At 64.8% G+C, this 17,058-nt stretch carries 17 protein-coding genes; 5 read left to right on the plus strand and 12 right to left on the minus strand.

Translation table 11 applies throughout. The features are described 5' to 3' along the window. The first annotated feature begins 214 nt into the window (after positions 1-214). Entirely contained in the window at positions 215-841 is a 627-nt protein-coding gene (locus tag BRSPCE3_RS22885) for a hypothetical protein (RefSeq protein ID WP_244068472.1), read from the plus strand. 84 nt (positions 842-925) lie between these two features. On the opposite strand, the gene BRSPCE3_RS22890 is transcribed toward BRSPCE3_RS22885, so the two are convergent. Continuing rightward, positions 926-2,014, minus strand: a complete 1,089-nt coding sequence (locus tag BRSPCE3_RS22890) for a TRAP transporter substrate-binding protein (RefSeq protein ID WP_244068474.1) — start codon at positions 2,012-2,014, stop codon at positions 926-928. Positions 2,015-2,313: 299 nt separating this feature from the next. On the opposite strand from BRSPCE3_RS22890, the gene BRSPCE3_RS22895 reads away from it, so the two are divergent. Next, a complete protein-coding gene (locus tag BRSPCE3_RS22895) occupies positions 2,314-3,399 on the plus strand; it encodes an NAD-dependent epimerase/dehydratase family protein (protein WP_244068476.1) in 1,086 nt (361 codons plus the stop codon). A gap of 211 nt (positions 3,400-3,610) precedes the next feature. On the opposite strand, the gene BRSPCE3_RS22900 is transcribed toward BRSPCE3_RS22895, so the two are convergent. The 5 genes from BRSPCE3_RS22900 to BRSPCE3_RS22920 form a co-directional block, all read right to left on the minus strand. Next, entirely contained in the window at positions 3,611-4,918 is a 1,308-nt protein-coding gene (locus BRSPCE3_RS22900) for an NAD(P)H-dependent oxidoreductase (protein WP_244068478.1), read from the minus strand. 183 nt (positions 4,919-5,101) lie between these two features. Next, positions 5,102-5,902 (minus strand): phytanoyl-CoA dioxygenase family protein, encoded by an 801-nt coding sequence (locus BRSPCE3_RS22905; RefSeq protein ID WP_244068480.1) that lies wholly within the window; start codon positions 5,900-5,902, stop codon positions 5,102-5,104. Positions 5,903-5,966: 64 nt separating this feature from the next. Next, a complete protein-coding gene (locus tag BRSPCE3_RS22910) occupies positions 5,967-6,641 on the minus strand; it encodes a GntR family transcriptional regulator (protein ID WP_244068482.1) in 675 nt (224 codons plus the stop codon). Between the two features lie 432 nt (positions 6,642-7,073). Continuing rightward, on the minus strand, positions 7,074-8,324 hold the full coding sequence (locus BRSPCE3_RS22915) for a M20/M25/M40 family metallo-hydrolase (protein ID WP_244068484.1): 1,251 nt from the start codon (positions 8,322-8,324) through the stop codon (positions 7,074-7,076). 65 nt (positions 8,325-8,389) lie between these two features. Next, positions 8,390-9,256, minus strand: a complete 867-nt coding sequence (locus tag BRSPCE3_RS22920; RefSeq protein WP_244068486.1) for a sigma-70 family RNA polymerase sigma factor — start codon at positions 9,254-9,256, stop codon at positions 8,390-8,392. Positions 9,257-9,366: 110 nt separating this feature from the next. Here BRSPCE3_RS22920 and BRSPCE3_RS22925 point away from each other — a divergent pair, with 110 nt between their 5' ends. Further along, positions 9,367-9,822, plus strand: a complete 456-nt coding sequence (locus BRSPCE3_RS22925) for a carboxymuconolactone decarboxylase family protein (RefSeq protein WP_244068660.1) — start codon at positions 9,367-9,369, stop codon at positions 9,820-9,822. 58 nt (positions 9,823-9,880) lie between these two features. On the opposite strand, the gene BRSPCE3_RS22930 is transcribed toward BRSPCE3_RS22925, so the two are convergent. Beyond that, on the minus strand, positions 9,881-10,702 hold the full coding sequence (locus BRSPCE3_RS22930) for an alpha/beta fold hydrolase (protein ID WP_244068488.1): 822 nt from the start codon (positions 10,700-10,702) through the stop codon (positions 9,881-9,883). A 145-nt stretch (positions 10,703-10,847) separates the two neighbouring features. Here BRSPCE3_RS22930 and BRSPCE3_RS22935 point away from each other — a divergent pair, with 145 nt between their 5' ends. After that, positions 10,848-11,390 carry a methylated-DNA--[protein]-cysteine S-methyltransferase gene (locus BRSPCE3_RS22935; RefSeq protein ID WP_244068490.1) on the plus strand — a complete coding sequence of 181 codons (543 nt, stop codon included), beginning with the start codon at positions 10,848-10,850 and terminating at the stop codon, positions 11,388-11,390. 231 nt (positions 11,391-11,621) lie between these two features. Here the strand turns inward: BRSPCE3_RS22935 and BRSPCE3_RS22940 are convergent, their stop codons facing one another. From BRSPCE3_RS22940 to BRSPCE3_RS22960, 5 genes are all read right to left on the minus strand, one after another. Then, positions 11,622-12,491 (minus strand): MBL fold metallo-hydrolase, encoded by an 870-nt coding sequence (locus BRSPCE3_RS22940; RefSeq protein ID WP_244068492.1) that lies wholly within the window; start codon positions 12,489-12,491, stop codon positions 11,622-11,624. 72 nt (positions 12,492-12,563) lie between these two features. Further along, positions 12,564-13,757 (minus strand): serine hydrolase, encoded by a 1,194-nt coding sequence (locus tag BRSPCE3_RS22945; protein WP_244068494.1) that lies wholly within the window; start codon positions 13,755-13,757, stop codon positions 12,564-12,566. Positions 13,758-13,774: 17 nt separating this feature from the next. Beyond that, positions 13,775-14,389 (minus strand): glutathione S-transferase family protein, encoded by a 615-nt coding sequence (locus BRSPCE3_RS22950; RefSeq protein WP_244068496.1) that lies wholly within the window; start codon positions 14,387-14,389, stop codon positions 13,775-13,777. Between the two features lie 144 nt (positions 14,390-14,533). Further along, entirely contained in the window at positions 14,534-15,376 is an 843-nt protein-coding gene (locus BRSPCE3_RS22955; protein WP_244068498.1) for a fumarylacetoacetate hydrolase family protein, read from the minus strand. 140 nt (positions 15,377-15,516) lie between these two features. Continuing rightward, positions 15,517-16,365, minus strand: a complete 849-nt coding sequence (locus tag BRSPCE3_RS22960; RefSeq protein WP_244068500.1) for an MBL fold metallo-hydrolase — start codon at positions 16,363-16,365, stop codon at positions 15,517-15,519. A 118-nt stretch (positions 16,366-16,483) separates the two neighbouring features. Here BRSPCE3_RS22960 and BRSPCE3_RS22965 point away from each other — a divergent pair, with 118 nt between their 5' ends. Beyond that, positions 16,484-16,897: a DUF3775 domain-containing protein gene (locus BRSPCE3_RS22965; protein WP_244068502.1), complete on the plus strand. Its 414-nt coding sequence runs from the start codon at positions 16,484-16,486 to the stop codon at positions 16,895-16,897. Positions 16,898-17,058 lie beyond the last annotated feature (161 nt).

Raw genomic sequence — 17,058 nt, forward strand, 5'->3', positions numbered from 1 at the left:
ATCCGGCTCGGACACGGCCTCCGCGCCCGGTTCTCGATCGATCGTTTCCGAGGCGCGAGTGCCGCGATCAACACACCTTGAACAGTTTGTGATCATTCGGCCACGATTGCCCGTCATCGTCTACGACGAAAGTTCATGGGCCGTTCATTTCGATTTCCGTACCAGTTCCACTCAAGAAGCTCGGCAACAAACCTGCCCCAACAAGGAGACTTCCATGCGTGAGATCGTCCGTCCCGCAACTGCTGCGCTGAGCGTCGCATGTCTTGCGATCGCCATGACCGTGGCATCGAACAGCGGCGCATTCGCGCAGGCCAAGCAGCAGCAGATGGCGCCGGCGGCCAAGCAGCCCGCGCCCGCCGCGCAGGCCGCTGCTCCGGCACAGGACCAGGCCCCGCCGATCAAGCAGATCGCGCTGACCGACAAGCAGGTCGACGGCGCGCTCGCTGCGGCCAAGGAAATGGACCCGATCACCGCAAAGCTTTCGCAGGACGCCAAGCCCGATCCGAAAATCATTGCCCAGCTCGAGGGCATCGCCAAGAAGAACGGCTTTGCCAGCTATGACGAGTACAACAGCGTCGTCGACAACATCTCGCTGGTGCTCGGCGGCTTCGATCCGCAGACCAAGAAGTATGTCGGTCCCGAGGCGGTGCTGAAGGCGCAGATCGCCCAGGTCCAGGCCGACAAGAAGATGTCGGCCAAGGACAAGAAGGACGCGCTTGCCGATCTCAACGACGCCCTGAAGTCGCCGCCGCCCGCGGTCGAGAACAAGGGCAATATCGATCTCGTGACCAAGAGCTACGACAAGCTGATGGAAGAGTTCGGCGGCAGCGACGACAACTGAGCGCGATCCGAATCAGAGCCGAATCAAAAAATCAGCCCCGGAGAAATTCTCCGGGGCTTTTTTGTTGTCTCGGGCGGGCTCGACTCAGGTGCGCGTGCGCATCCGCATCATGAAGCTGTCGAACGAGAGCTCGGCGACCTGCATCCAGGCCAGCGATTCGTTGCGATAAGCGGACAGGCTCGCATACATCTTGCCGAAATGCGGGTTGCTCTTGGCGAGATCGGCGTAGATCTCGTTGGCTGCGCCATAGCAGGCCTCCAGCACCTCCTGCGGGAACGGCCGCAGCTGCGCACCGGCCACGATCAGGCGTTTCAGCGCCGGCGGATTCACCGCATCATACTTCCCGGTCACCCAGGTGAAGGTGTCCTCCGACGCCGCCTGGATCGCGGCCTGATAATGCTTCGGCAGCGCGTTCCACTTGTCCCTGTTCATCACATTGTGGCCTTGGCCGGTGCCCTCCCACCAGCCGGGGTAGTAGTAGAACTTCGCGACCTTGACGAAGCCGAGCTTCTCGTCGTCATACGGCCCGACCCATTCGGCGGCGTCGATGGTGCCCTTCTCCAGCGCCGGATAGATGTCGCCGCCGGCGATCTGTTGCGGCACGCCGCCGACCTTGGCGATGATGGTGCCGGCGAAGCCGCCGACCCGGAATTTCAATCCCTGGAGATCCGCCATCGACTTGATCTCCTTCCGGAACCAGCCGCCCATCTGGGCGCCGGTCGAGCCGGTCGGAATGCCGACGCAGTTGTATTCCGCAAGCAAATTGTTGAGCAGCTCGCTGCCGCCGCCCCATTGCAGCCAGGAAATATGCTGGCGCGTGTTGAGGCCGAATGGCAACGACGTGCCGAAGGTGAAGGCGGGATTCTTGCCCCAGTAGTAATACAGCGCGGTATTGCCCATCTCGACCGTGCCGTTGGAGACGGCGTCGAGCACTTGCAGGCCGGGCACGATCTCGCCCGCGGCGAACGACTGGATCTGGAACCGGTTGTCGGTAATCTCGGCGACGCGCTTGCAGAAGAATTCACACCCGCCATAGAGCGTATCGAGTGCCTTCGGCCAGCTCGCCGCGAGCCGCCACCTGACCTCGGGCATCGATTGCGCGACCGCGGGCGCAGCCACCGCCGTGGCAGCCAGCCCAACGCCGCCTGCCTTCAAGAAATCACGACGCTTCATGCAATTCCCTCCTGTGTGCCGACGCCTCGACAAGGGGAACGATCTTGATGCCGTCTTTCTTCGCCGATCGATCGACGTTGCTGTGATGAATGTGTCCGCTGGCCCTCGACGGGCTCTTGTATGGAAATCCGAGATTCCGGTTCCAGCGTGAGGATGATCGTTTGCCGGAGGAAATCAAGCGCCTGGCTTCGTTGCAGGTGCGAAGGAAGGCTACGCTATTGGTCTTACCTGATACCTGCCGCGACGGTGCCGGCATCGTCGCGATCTGCTACGCAGGACGCGTAAGGGAGTTCAAGGATATGGCCAACAAGAAAGTCGTGGTCGCCGGCGCGACCGGCCTCGTGGGCAGCGCCGCCTTGCGACACTTCGGCGCATCCGACGATTGTGAACGCATTGCGCTGTCGCGCCGCCAGCCGCGCGATCTCCATGGCGCACGGCACGTGCCGATCGATCTGACCAATGCCGAGGATTGCCGCCGCGCCGCGGCCGAGCTCGGCGGCGCGACGCATCTGATTTATGCCGCTCTCTATGAAGCGCCGAGCCTGGTCGACGGCTGGCGCGATGCCGGGCAGATCGCAACCAACGACCGGATGCTGCGCAATTTGATGGGCGTGCTCGAACCCGTCGCGCCTGATCTCGCGCATGTCGCGCTGCTGCAGGGCACCAAGGCCTATGGCGTGCATGTCCGTCCGCTCACGGTGCCGGCGCGCGAGGGCCGCTCGGAAATGTACGAGCAGCCGAACTTCTACTGGGCGCAGGAGAATTTCCTGCGTGAGCTGCAGCGCGGCAAGCGCTGGCACTGGAGCATCCTGCGTCCGGTGTTGATCATCGGCGAAGCCATGGGCGGTGCGATGGATCTGATCCCGCCGCTCGGCGTCTATGCGGCGGTGCTGCGCGAACAGGGCAGGCCGCTGGATTATCCCGGCGGCGCGCCGCGCGTCGCGCAGGCGGTCGATGTCGATCTCCTGGCGCGGGCGATCGCCTGGTCCGGTGACGCGCAGGCCGCGCGCAATGAGGCGTTTAACGTCACCAATGGCGACGTCTTCACCTGGGAGAATATCTGGCCCGCCGTCGCCGATGCGCTCGAGATGGCGCCGGGTCGGCACGCGCCGCTGTCGCTGGCGCAGGAGTATCCGAAGTGGATTGCGCTGTGGGACGAGTTGCGCAGGAAGCACGATCTGATCGCGCCCGGCCTGGAAGAGTTCGTCGGCCTGTCGTTCCAATATGCGGATTACAGCATGCGCCATGGACAGGTTGAATCCGGTCCGCCCTCGATCGTCTCGACGGTGAAGATCAACCAGGCCGGCTTCACCGAGATGATGGATACCGAGGCGATGTTCCGGAAGTGGTTCAAGCTGGCAAAGGCGAGCCGGCTGCTGCCGTAGTCGTTCGGCCCGCGCTCTCTCTGCTCCCTCTCCCCGTTCTTACGGGGAGAGGGTCGGGGTGAGGGGCATCCATCCGGTGAGCACCTTCTTGCTTGTTGAGCAATGTGCCTCGCCCCTCACCCGGATCGCATCTTCGATGCGATCCGACCTCTCCCCGCAAAGAGCGGGGAGAGGTGAAAAACGTCGCTCCGTTGAATTAACAGTAGAGCAGCTACCGCGAAAACGCCTGCTCCATCGCTTTGCGCGTCTTGATCGTGTCGTTGCGCTCGTCGACTTCGACATCGCTCCAGCGCACCACCGCGCCATGGGCGACGTCGCTCTTCAGCTTGACGCGATGGGCGAGCCCGATCGGCAATGCGCCGGCGGCGAGGCTGGCGGAGGCCGGCATCAGTTTGCCCCACACGGTGTAGCCGCCTTCGCCGTCGAGCATCTCGCCGGCGCGCAGATTGCACTTCGCGACCGCTGCGACGTCGCCGCGGAAGCCGCGCGGCTGCCCGGTCGGCTCGTTGCGCAGCGCCGCCGAGAGGACGGAAATATTCAGCTCCAGCCCGATCAGATGATACGGCTTGTACATTGCCGCATAGCGGCCGGATGAGTCGGTCTTGAGGCCGTATTGCTTGAAGCAATCGGCGGCATAATCGTTCGGCGCCTCCAGCACCACATAGACGCCCCAGCGCAGATCGCGGAACACCGGACGCCCGTCGCGCTCCAGCGACGACACCACTTCGACGATGCCGGATTTCTCCAGCACGCCGCCTTTGTCGCGCGGCCGCATCACATGCGGCAGATCGTCGACGCCGCAGGGCGGAAACAGCAAGCCCTCCGACGGCACGTCGAGCGTGCAGGCATTGGCGATCGCCGCCATCTCGATCGCCGACTTGGTGCCGTCGAGGAACGAGTTGAACATCTGCGGATTCATCCCGGCGGATTGCGCTTCGCCCGCGGTGAGCCCGTAGTGCTGCCACACGCCTTCCGGCGTCACGTCGTGATAGGCTGGCAGGTACTTGGTGCCCTTGCCGGCGGCGACGACGCGAAAGCCCGTGGCGCGGGCCCAATCGACCATCTCGGCCGTCAGCGCCGGCTGGTCGCCATAGGCGAGCGAATAGACCACGCCGGCCTTGCGTGCCTCCTCGGCGAGCAGCGGCCCCGCCAGCACATCGGCCTCGACATTGACCATCACGACATGCTTGCCGGCTGCGATCGCCGCGCGGGCATGGCGGATGCCGACCGCGGGATTGCCGGTCGCTTCCACCACGACATCGAACGCGCCGCCGGCGATCGCCCGGGCGCCGTCATCGGTGAAGGTGGTTGCATTGATCCGCGCGTCGTCCCAGCCGACCGTGCGGCACGCCGCGCGGGCGCGGTCGCGATCGAGGTCGACGATCACCGGCACCTCGAGCCCCGGCGTGTGCGGCACCTGCGACAGGAACATCGAGCCGAATTTGCCGGCGCCGATCAGGACGACGCGAACCGGCTTGCCGGCGGCGGCGCGGGTTTTGAGGAGGTGATGCAGGTTCATGTGATGGTTACCAGTGGTGCGGCCACGTAGGGGCGTGACTAATTCAGAATTCGTCATTCCCCGGTGCGCAATTGCGCACCTGAGGGCGACGCGTAAGCGGCGAGCCCGGAATCCATCGTACTGCGAATGAGCGGCCAAATGGATTCCGGGCTCTCGCTTCGCGAGCCCCGGAATGACGGTTTGTTACTCCGCCGCCTGCCGCGGCGCGCGGGCGAGCCGGAGCAGCGCGTCGTCGGCAACGGTCTGGATCGGCGTGAAGTCGCGGTGCGCGATGTAGTCGGGCCGCGTCGGGGTGCGGATGTAGTTCGAGACCGCGTTCAGCGTCAGATAGACGATCTTGCGCGGGTAGGGCGTGATGTTGCCGCTCGATCCGTGCACCAGATTGCCGTGGAACATCAGCATGCCGCCGGGCTTGCCGGTCGGGGCGACGATGCCGCCCTGCTTGACGAGGCGGGTCACCGTCTCTTCGTCCAGCGTCCACAGCGGGTAGGACGTGGTTTCGAGGTCGTGCGAGGCCTTGAGGTCGCCGGCGGTCTGGCTCTGCGGCACCAGCATCAACGGGCCGTTGATCGGCATCACCTCGTCGAGGAAGATCGCGATGTTCATCGCGCGCGGCTCCGGCATGCCGTCGTCGCGCTTCCAGGTGCCGTAATCCTGATGCCACTGCCAGACGTCGCCGGTGAAGGCCGCCTTGGCGTTGATCTTGAACTGATGCATGTAGACCTTCTCGTCGAACAGCTGTTCGATCGGGTCGATCATGCGCGGATGCGCGCCGAGGGTGCCGAACGCCTCGTTGTAGAGATGCGCGGCGAAGGCCGTGCGCGGCGCGCCGCTCTTCTCGCGCCAAACCTCGGGGCGGTTGGCGTCATAGATCGCGACCGCCTCGCGGGCGAGGAAGTCGACCTCTTCCTGGTTGAACAGCTCGGGCAGGAACAGCCAGCCTTCGCGGTGAAAGAATTCGACCTGCTCTTGGCTCAGTTTCATGGTGCTTTCCTCCGTTGATTATTGATCTTCGTTGGTCATCATTCTTGGCGCGGCAACGACCTGCTCACGCCGCCACGTCGATTGCCCTCAGCTTCTCTTCGGTCATCCGTCCCGCCGTCTGCGAATGCGCCAGCGCGGCGGCCTCCGCGGCGTCGGCATTGCCGGAGAAAATATGCGCGGCGATGGCCTCGTGCTCGGTCCAGGCGCTGTCGCGGTAATCGAGCTCGGCGAGCACGGTGGCCATCGAGCGGCGCATATGCGGCCATTGCGGCGCGATCATTTCCTCGATCGCGGCATTGCCGGCGAGCCGGTAGATCGCGCTGTGGAAGTCGACGTCGAGCGCGATCAGGCGCGCCAGCGGCGCGTTGGCGTCGATCGCGCGTCCGGCTTCGAGCGCGGCTTCGAGCTGCCCGCGCGCCGCGGCATCCGATTTCACACGCATCGCGGCAAGCCGCGCCGCCAGCGCATCGATGGCGCCGCGGACTTCATAGAGCTCGCGGATGCGCTGCGGATCGAGCTGCGTCACCTCGAAGCCGCGCTTGCCGCTCTCGGCGACGAGGCCCTGGCGATGCAACAGGTGCAGCGCGTGCGAGATCGGCTGGCGCGAGACGCCGAGCTTGTCGGCAAGTTCGTTCTGGGTGATGCGCTGACCGGGCAGCAGCGTGCGGTCGATGATCGCCTCGAGCAACCGCCCATAGACCTGGTCGATGAGGTTCGGAAGCGGGTCCAACGGGATCATGCCGACGGGTCCAAAATTGGAATACGGAATTCCGTGTTCGGAATGGAAGCTACTGCGGGTTGTGGGAGTGGTCAAGACTCCAATTTGCGGTGGCGCTAAGCGGCTGAAAATGTCGATATTTTCATCAAGGCCGGACTCAGGCGATTATGAAAGGCCGCAGTGACCAGCCGGTCCTCATCGGTGAGCGGAGCAAGCGGCACCCCTCTCCCTGACCCTCCCCCGCACGGGGGGAGGGAACCCATCCGCCGGTGCGCCCCTCACATCCTTTTCGCGCCATTCTTCCGCACAATGCACCGACACAATGTGAGGTGAGCACATGGGTCGAGCTCCGCCCCTTGCGGGGAGGGTTGGGGAGAGGGGTGGCCGCGGGCGCCGCCGCTAAAAATTGGCGCTGCTGTCTCAACGGATGCCGTTGTGCACTCTCGCTCTTTGCTACTTCGCGTTGCCCAGCTCCATCAGCAGCCGCGTCATTAGATAGAGCCGCGGCACGATCGAGTTGGTGTCGATGTATTCGTCGCGGGCGTGATAGCCCCAGCCGGCGAGGCCGAAGCTTTCGACCACGACCGCCTTGCCGCTGCGCGCGGCGTAGCCGGCGTCGGTCGCGCCGCCGGTCATTTCGGCGATATCGAGCTTGCGATCGAGCTCGGCATAGATCGCCTGTCCCTGCCTCGCGAGCGCGCGGCCGCGATCGTCGGCGACGAAGGGCGGGCGGCCGGCTGTGACCGTCACACTCACCTCGGTATCGGGGATCAGTCTGTTTTTGACCTTCTCGTCGAGCGCGGCCTGCAGCTTCTGCAAGCCGTCGGGAATGGTGAGGCGGATGTCGGCGCCGGCGGAGGCGTGATCGGGGATCTGGTTGCGCACCGTGCCGGCTTTCGCGGTGGTCCAGTTCAGCTGCGTGCCCGGGATCGATTTCGCGACGTCCTGGGTCTGCAGCAATTGATGCGCGAGCTCGAGCAGCGCGTTGCGGCCGAGCTGCGGCGCGGCGCCGGCATGCGAGGCCTTGCCCTTCACATCGATCGTGCCGGTGGCGGTGCCGCTGGCGCCGAGCAGCAGGCTCTCGTTCTTGGCGACCGGCGGCGCCACTGTCGGCTCGCAGGACAGCACCACGTCGTGCTGGTCGGCAAGCTCGGAGATGATCTCGCCTGAGCCGATCGAGCCGACCTCCTCATCCGGATTGAACGACACGGTGAGTTTTGCGTAGTCGCGCCAGCCCACATCGTTCAGGATCTTGAGCGAGTGCAGGATGACGGCGATGCCGCCCTTGTCGTCGGCGATGCCGGGCCCGTAGATCCTGTTGCCGTCGACCTTGTAGGGCTGGGTGTCGAGGATGCCGTGCTCGTAGACCGTATCCATATGCGCGATCAGCATCAGCTTCTTGCTGCCGGTGCCCTCGAAGGCGCCGATCACCATATCGGCGCCGGCGCCCTTGGCGGTCTTGCGCCGCTCGGTCTTGGCGCCGAGCGCCTTCAGCCGCGCCTCGGTGTAGTCAGCCATCTTCTTCAGGCCTTCGACATCGCTGGAGCCCGACTCGATCAGCACCATGTCGTGCAGGCTCTCGATCACCGCCGGCTGCGCCTGCTCGGCGGCCGCGCGCAGCTTGTCGTCGGCGGCGGCAAAGGCCGAGGACGAGGCGAGGGCGATCAGGCCGGCCGACGCGAGCAATTTGATGGATCGTTTCATGATTTTCCTCCCGGCATGAGCGCGGGGAGGAGACTAGCATCGCGACTTGTCTGCCTCCAGCCGTGTCAGGCGCGATCGAGCACCTCGACGTCGAGTGCTTCGATCGCTCCGGGCTCGGCGGTCGCATCGATCGCTGCGATCCTGTCGCCCGAGATCGTGACCCGCAGCACGACACGCAGCTTGCCACCGAAGATGACGGCAACGCCGATCTCGCCGTCGACCAGCGCCGCTTTCGCCGCTTGCGCGCGTCCCTTGAAGCTTTCGGCGACCGCAGTGGCGCCGCGGATCACCGGCAGCGAGCCGAGCCGCTGCGCGGCCTGATCGGCGCGCACCACGACGTCGGGCGCCAGCACCGCGAGCAGCTCCTCGAAATCGCCGTTGCGGGACGCGGCGAGGAAGGCATCGACGATGCCGCGCTGCCGGCTGAGATCGGCATCCGGCGCCGGCGGCGCGCCCTGCACGCGGCGCCGCGCACGGCTGGCGAGCTGCCGCGCGGCGGCCGGCGTGCGCCCGACGATCGGCGCGATCTCCTCGAACGGCACCGCGAACATGTCGTGCAGCACGAACGCCAGCCGCTCGGCCGGCGCCAGCGTTTCCAGCACCACGAGCAGCGCAGCGCCGACGGAATCCGCCATCTCGGTCTCGCGCTCGGACGGATTGTCCGCGATCGGCTCCGGTACATGCGCATCCATCGGCTCCTCGCGGCGCGATTTGCGCGCGCGCAGCATGTCGAGGCAGATCCGCGCGATCACCGTGGTCAGCCATCCCCCGAGATTGTCGACCGCAGCACTGTCGGTGCGGCCGAGCCGCAGCCAGGTTTCCTGCACGGCGTCGTCGACCTCGGCGGTCGAGCCCAGCATGCGATAGGCCACCGCCCGCAACCGCGGCCGGTTGGCCTCGAACTGCTCGGTGAGAAGCTTTTTCTCGTCCATCGGTCACATTCCCTTTGTCCGCTCCGTCATGGCGTTGACGAACGAAACCGGGCCGATGTGACAACAGATCGGCACCGCGGCGTCAAAAGGCAAATCAGGAGAGTGACATGATGAAAGCCCGCATGAACCACCCGGTGATGGTTGTTCCCGAGGCCATGAAGGCGCTGCAGGCGCTCAGCGAGAGCACCAAACCGGCTTTGCCGGAAAAGCTGCTGGAACTGGTGCATCTGCGCGCCAGCCAGATCAATGGCTGCAGCGTCTGCGTCGACATGCATCCAAAACTCGCCCGGCGTGCCGGCGAGACCGACGAGCGGCTGTTCGCGGTCGGCGCCTGGCGCGACGCGCCGTATTTCACCGAGGCCGAACGCGCCGCGCTGGCGCTGACCGAGGCGGTGACCCGGCTCAGCGACCGCGAGGATCCGGTGACGGATGCGGTGTGGGACGACGCGGCAAAGCATTTCAACGAGCAGCAGCTGGCGTCCCTGGTGCTCGGCATCGCCGCGATCAACGTCTGGAACCGGCTCAACGTCGCCGTGCGCCAGCCGGTCGGTGCGTGGAAGGTGTGAGCTCCTCTTCTCCCTCTCCCCGTTCTTACGGGGAGAGGTGAAGAGTGTGCTGCACTGCCTATGCCGCTAAGAACTCCAGCACGAGCTCGCAGTAGCGCTGCGGGGCCTGCTCGAACATCGGGTGCGTGGTGCCCGGGATCATCTCGGTGCGCGAACCCTGCACATTGGCGGCGAGCGCGTGCAGCACCTTCGGCAGCACGCCCTTGGTGTTGGCGCCGCCGATGAACAGCGTCGGCGTCTTGATCGCCTCCGCGTCGGCCTTGGAGAACGGCGGACGCTGGTCGCGGGTCTGGCCGAGCAGGGTGGTGGCGTTGTCGCGCAGCAGCTGCTTGGAGGTCGCCGGAATCCGCTTCCAGGCGCCGGGGCCTTCGAGCGCGTCCATGAAGATCTGCAAGCCGCCGTCGATGTCGCCCTTGGCGATCTCCGCGGCACAGGCCGCAAAGCGCGCGGCCAGCGGCGAAGGGCCCGGCTTGTAATCCGGGTCGAGGCTCGCATCGAGCTCGCCGCCGGGCTCGGCCAGGATCAGTCTGCGCAGCAGGTCCGGCCGGAGCTGCGCGACGCGGAAGCAGATATGGCCGCCGCGGGAATGCCCCATCAGGTCGACCGGCCTGGTGTCGAACGCCTCGATGAAGGCGATGACGTCGTCGACATGCTGCGCGATCGAATAGGTGTCGCCGACGCCGTCCCAATGCGCCGGAAAGAAATGCCGCAGGCTCACTGCGATCACGCGGTGCGCCCGCGTCAGCGGGCCGAGCACCGCCGACCAGATCCGGAAATCGCACAGCGAGCCATGGACGCAGACCAGCGGCGGGCCCTTGCCGGTATCTTTGCCGATATCGAGATAGGGCATGTCGAAACCGTTGACGTGGAGGCTGTGCATTCGGGGGCTCGCGGCGGGCGGGAGATGTTGTTGATTTGGCCCAGGTTCCCACGGAATTCGGGTGGATAGCAACATTCTCCAAGCCTAGATTTCAGATCAACAGCAGGCTCAAATTGATGAGCTGAAGGAACATCTGGAGCGAGCCATGACCGGCCAGCATTTTGCAATCTTCGAGACCATGATCGGCGCCTGCGGCGTCGTCTGGGGTGAGCACGGCGTCACCGGCGTGCAGCTGCCGATGGGCACCGAGGAGAAGACCCGCAAGCGGATTGCCCAGCGCAACGGCGACGTCACCGAGGCGGCGCCGCCGGCCGAGGTGCAGCACGCGATCGACGGCATGATCGAGCTGCTTGCCGGCAAGCCGAACGACCTTGCCGACATCGTGCTCGATCTCGACGGCGTGCCGGAGTTCAACCGCGGCGTCTACGACATCGCGCGCAGGATCCCGCCCGGCAAGACCGTGACCTATGGCGACATCGCCAAGCAGCTCGGCGGCGTCGAGCTGTCGCGCGACGTCGGCCAGGCATTGGGCCGCAACCCGTGCCCGATCGTGGTGCCCTGCCACCGGGTGCTGGCGGCCGGCAACAAGCCCGGCGGCTTCTCGGCCAATGGCGGCGTGGTGACCAAGCTGAAGATGCTGCAGATCGAAGGCGCGGTGGTCAACCACACGCCGAGTTTGTTCGATTGATCGGGGGCGCTCTTATCCTCCCTCTTATCCTCCCTCTTATCCTCCCCTGGAGGGGGAGGATCGGTTCGCATGAAATGCGAACCGAGGTGGGGTGAAGGTCTCTCGTATCGGGCGCTGCCCGTGTGGAGAGATCACCCCACCCCGGCTCACATCTCGCTTCGCTCGCTGTGAGTCGACCCTCCCCCTCCAGGGGAGGGTGGCAGCGAGCGGCTGTCGCGAGTTCGGCTTATGTCACGCCGCCTCGCAGACGAACCCGTTGCCCTTCCGCCTGACCTTGCCGACCGACGGCGAGGGGAAATGCGCGGGGCAGCACAGCGTGTCGGTGTCGCAATAGCGCTCCAGGAAGCTGCGCCGCGTTTTCGCGGCCAGCGCCGGGTCGACGTCGAACTTCGGCGAGATCTCCGGATAAAGCGTCTGGATCGGCGAGTGCATCAGATCGCCGGCGAACACCGCCTCGTCCTTGCCGCGGCCGAAGGTGAAGGCGAGATGGCCCGGCGTGTGGCCGGGCGTCGGCAGCACGCGCATGTGATCGCCGATCGTAAAATCATTGCCGACCAGCTCGGCCCGCTTGGCTTCCACCACCGGCAGCACGCTGTCGACGAACGGCGGCACCTCGGCTTTGGCGTTGGTCTCGGTCCAATAGTCGAACTCGGTCTTGTCGAACACGTAGCGCGCCTTCGGGAAGGTCGGCACCCAGCGGCCGTTCTCCAGCCGCGTATTCCAGCCGACATGATCGACATGCAGGTGCGTGCACATCACATAGTCGATGTCATCGACCGCAAAGCCCGCCGAGGCGAGGCCGCGCAGATAGCTGTCGTCGGTCTTCATGTTCCAGGTCGGCCGCGTCGGGCGCGGCTTGTGGTTGCCGATGCAGCTGTCGATCAGGATGGTGTGGTGCGGCGTCTTCACGATGTAGGACTGGAACGCCAGGATCAGCGTGTCGCTGTCGTCAAGCGCGCCGGCCGCCTTCATCCAGGCGCGGTTCTCGGCCAGCAGCTCCGGCGTCAAGGTGGGAAACATGTCGTGCGCGGGCAGGAATTTCGCTTCCTCCTCGATGACGCGGTGAATGGTGAGATCGCCGGCGGCAAATTTCAGGCTCATGATGATTCCTTGGCGTTGGCGCTTTCGAGCGAAGTGGAATGCGGTCCGCGTGAAGCAGTGCGTGAGAAGGCTTTAGCGCGCGTCGCGTACGGCAGGAATGATGATGTTGGCGAGGATATCCATCGCCGCAAGGCCTTCCTTGGGCTGGCCGTACTGGGCTGCCGTCGTCATCATCACAACATCGAGATCGGGAACGATGATGATGCGTTGGCCGCCCCAGCCGAACGCGCCGACCCACTTCACTTCCTTTCCCGCGACCAGGGATCGTCCGATCCACCATTGGTGGCCATAGAACAGTGTGCCGCCGAAATAGCCGACCGCCTGGAAGTGCGGCATGATCGACTGATCCATCCACAGGGCGGGGACGACCTGTTGCTCCCGCCATCGCCCGTGATCGAGCACGAGCTGGCCGATCTTCGCGGCGTCGCGCGGCCGCAGCCTGAGGCCGGACGCGGCGGCGATCTTGCCGTTCTTGTACGTCTTCCATTCGAAATCGGTGATGCCGAGCGGCTCGAACAACGTCTCGCGTGCGAACGACTCGAGCGATTTGCCGGAGACCTGCTCGATGATGTTGCCGAGCAGATCGGTGCCGCCGCCATTGTAGGTCCACAGCGTGTCCGGCGGTGCTATGATCGGTTTGCTCAGCACATAGCCGATCGGATCGGCATCGAAGGCGAGATGCGGTTCGTCGTTGTTCGGATCGTTCCAGGACAGCGTCTCGTCCCATTGGATGCCCGACGACATCGTCAGCAAATGGTGCAGCGTGATCGCGTCCCAGCCGGCTGATTTCACCGATTGGTGCTCGGGGAAGAATTTCACCACCGGCTCAACGGCGCTGGCGATCAGCTTGCGGTCGATGGCGATGCCGACCAAAAGCGCCGTCACGCTCTTGGTTGCCGATCGCATGTCGTGCTTGGTCGTCGCCGTGAATTCGGTGCGGCCCTCTGGTTGTCCCCACGGCTGGTCGAGGCCGGTGAAATATTGTTCGAACACCAGTTTGCCATGACGTGCCACGACAACCGAATGCACCTCGGTGCTGCGCAGGTTGAGTCGCGCGGCGATGCCGCACAGTCGCTCGCCATCCATGCCGACGCTGTCAGGCGAGGCAATCGACCAGCCGTCGTCGAGCGCGGCCGGTGATCCGCAAGGCTGTTTCTGTTCGGCTGTCATATCGTCGGCCCTCAGATTGGTGATCGAGGCCGTCAACGCGAGCGCGAGGCTCGCGCCGAGACGTGAGAGGCGGGAAAAGCGATCGCGAATCGTCATCTCCCCGGCTTCTTCCGCTACGCTGCCGGCGGCGCCGAGATCTTCACCGACGGCCGCTCGAGCATTTTCTGGTAGAACGCGTCGAGCTTCGGATAGGCCTTGCGCCAACCGCAATCGGCGAAGCGGAAATCGGCGTAGCCGAGCACGCAGACGAGGCCGATCTGCGCGATGTCGAACGACGTGCCGTCGAGCACGTCCGGACGGCTCTCGAACCGCGCCATGCCGGCCCAGGCCCGGTTCCAGTGATCGTCATACCAGGCCTGCCACAGCGAGCCCTGCGGCCGCACCATCTTCTCGTAGCGGCACAGCAGCATGGAATCGAGCATGCCGTTGAGCAGCGAATGGTCGGTCTTCAGCTGCCAGCGCCGCGGGCCGTAGCCCGGGATCAGCCGGCCGCCGCCGAGCTCGTTGAGATATTCGACGATGACGTAGGAATCCAGAATCACGTCGCCATGGTCGAGGATCAGCACCGGCAGCTTCTTCAGCGGCGAGATCCTGGAATATTCGTCATTGGCCGTGCCGGGCGCGACGGTGGCCGGAACGAACTCGATCTTGTCGATCAGGCCGAGCTCGATCGCCGCGATGCGCACCTTGCGGGCGAACGGGGAGGCGGGAGAGAAGGTGAGTTTCATGGAGAAGCCCTTCTGCTGTCGAATTGGATCGTCATTGCGAGGAGCGAAGCGACGAAGCAATCCATTCATCCGCATGTGTGGAGAGATGGATTGCTTCGCTTCGCTCGCAATGACGCGCTTGGCGCCAGTGTTCAGCGCGGCAAACTACGCCCCAACGATTTCCTGGCGCTGCTCGCCGAGGCCCTCGATGCCGAGCGTCACGACGTCGCCGACATTGAGATATTGCGGCGGCTTCATGCCGGTGCCGACGCCGGGCGGGGTGCCGGTGGTGACGATGTCGCCGGGCAGCAGCGTCATGAACTGCGAGACGTAGGAGATGCACTTCGCCATGGTGAAGATCATGGTCGAGGTCGAGCCGGTCTGGCGGCGCTGGCCGTTGACGTCGAGCCACATCGACAGCTTCTGCACATCCGCGATCTCGTCCTTGGTGGCGAGCCACGGGCCGACCGGGCCGAAGGTGTCGTGCGACTTGCCCTTGGTCCACTGACCGAGGCGCTCGATCTGGAAGTTGCGCTCGGAGACGTCGTTGCAGATGCAGTAGCCGGCAACGTGATTCAGCGCGTCGGCTTCCGAGACATATTTGGCGCGGGTGCCGATGATGGCGGCGATCTCGACTTCCCAGTCGAGCTTGGTCGAGCCGCGCGGCTTCTCGACCGCGTCGTTCGGGCCCGACAGCGCGGTGTTGGCCTTGAGGAAGAAGATCGGCTCCGAGGGGATCGGGTTGCCGGTTTCCTTGGCGTGGTCGGAATAGTTGAGGCCGATCGCGACGAACTTGGAGATGCCGGTGACCGGGGCGCCGAAGCGCGGCTTGCCGGAGACGGCGGGGAGGGAGGCGGGATCGAGGGCGGCAAGCTTCTTCAGCGTATCAGGCGAGTAGGCGTCGCCGGTCAGGTCCTTCAGATGAGCCGACAGGTCGCGGAGCTGGCCGGATTTATCGATCAGGCCGGGCTTTTCCGCACCCTTTTCGCCATAACGAACAAGCTTCATGTTGATCACTCCCTACGATGTCCTGAGGATTGTTACTGGTATACCTCGACATGCTTCATGGAACAGCACGGGCGGAAATTCAACCGCCATGAGCGCGCTGCATTGCTGCCAAGCCTTATTTCGAGGCCATTTCGGGCCGATCAGTCCAGCGCGACGAACCTGAACGCGTCGCCGTCGCGCTTGATGTGGCCGGCATTGAAATGGCCGCCGATCACCAGCGTCGGCGTGTCGGCAAAGCGCGAGAACAAGTCGCGCCGCGTCGCGGCCGATTGCTTCTGGTCGGAGTCCGCTGTCGACGACCAGTCGAGGTGGTACATCTGGCAGGGATGATGGGCGACGTCGCCGGTCAACAGTCCTTCCGCGCCGCCGGACTTGATATGGATGCTCATGTGTCCGGGGCTGTGGCCCGGCGTCGGGATCAGCGTGATCTCCTCGGTCAGCCGGTGATCGCTCGGTACCAGCTCGGCCTTGCCGGCATCCGCGATCGGCTTCACGGAATCGGCGAACACGGCGGCATGCGCGGCATCGTCGCTGTGGTCGCGCCAGTGCTCGAATTCGGTCTTGCCGAACACGTAACGCGCCTTGGCGAAGGTCGGCACCCATTTGCCGCCGACGAGCTTGGTGTTCCAGCCGACATGGTCGACATGCAGATGCGTGCACAGCACGGTGTCGATGCTGTCGGGCGCAAACCCGGCCGCGGTCAGCTTTTCAAGGAATGGATCGCTGCGGTTGTTCCAGGTCGGTACGTTGCGGCCCTGCTTGTCGTTGCCGAGCCCGGTGTCGACGATGATGCGGTGCTCCGGCGTCTCGACCAGCAGCGAATGGATCGACATCTTCAGCCGGCCATCCTCATTGGCAAAATGCGGGATCAGCCAGGGCAGGCTCTGGATCTCCTCCCGCCCGGCCAGCGGCAGGATGAAGCGGGTGCTGCCGACGGTCTCGAGCTCGACGACTTTTGTGATTTTGACTTTGCCGATTGTCCATTGCATGCGGCGTGTCCTCGATTTTCTTGGTTGTGGCCGGACCATGCGGGTTTCCGCGCGCCGGCGCAATGGATCAAGTCGGCGCCTCCTGCGTTACCGCCTCGTTGGATGAAGGAGTGCGCTCATGCCGGAACTCACAATCTCCCCCGAGAAGGTTGGCTTCTTGATCGAGAAGGCGCGGGAATTCGACGTCAAGGAGGAGATCGTCGATCCGGACTCCGGCTCGAACGGCGCCGATGACGAGATGATCGACGTGCTGGAGGATGATGGCAACGATCCGGTGGCGCGTGAGATCACCGGCTTCATCGATGCGCTGAGCGAGGACGAGCAGGTCGACCTCGTCGCGCTGATGCGGCTCGGCCGCGGCGATGCCACCATCGAGGAATGGGCCGATCTCCGCCGCGAAGCCGCGCGTGGGCGCAACGGCCGCACTGCGAGCTATCTGTTGGGCGAGCCGATGCTCGGCGATTTCCTCGCCGAGGGGCTCGACGAGCTCGGTGTTTCGCCAAGCAATGAGCGCATCACGCCGGTTCAGTAGGAGCTGCATGCTTACCTCGCCCCGCTTGCGGGGAGAGGTCGGAATTCAAGCGTAGCTTGAATTCAGGGTGAGGGGGAGCCTCGGCATACTTCGCTATCACCTTCGCGGTGATAGCCCCTCACCCCAGCCCTCTAAGAGCGAGCTCCGCTCGTCTCGACCCC

Source organism: Bradyrhizobium sp. Ce-3 (assembly GCF_022835695.1).
GTDB lineage: Bacteria > Pseudomonadota > Alphaproteobacteria > Rhizobiales > Xanthobacteraceae > Bradyrhizobium.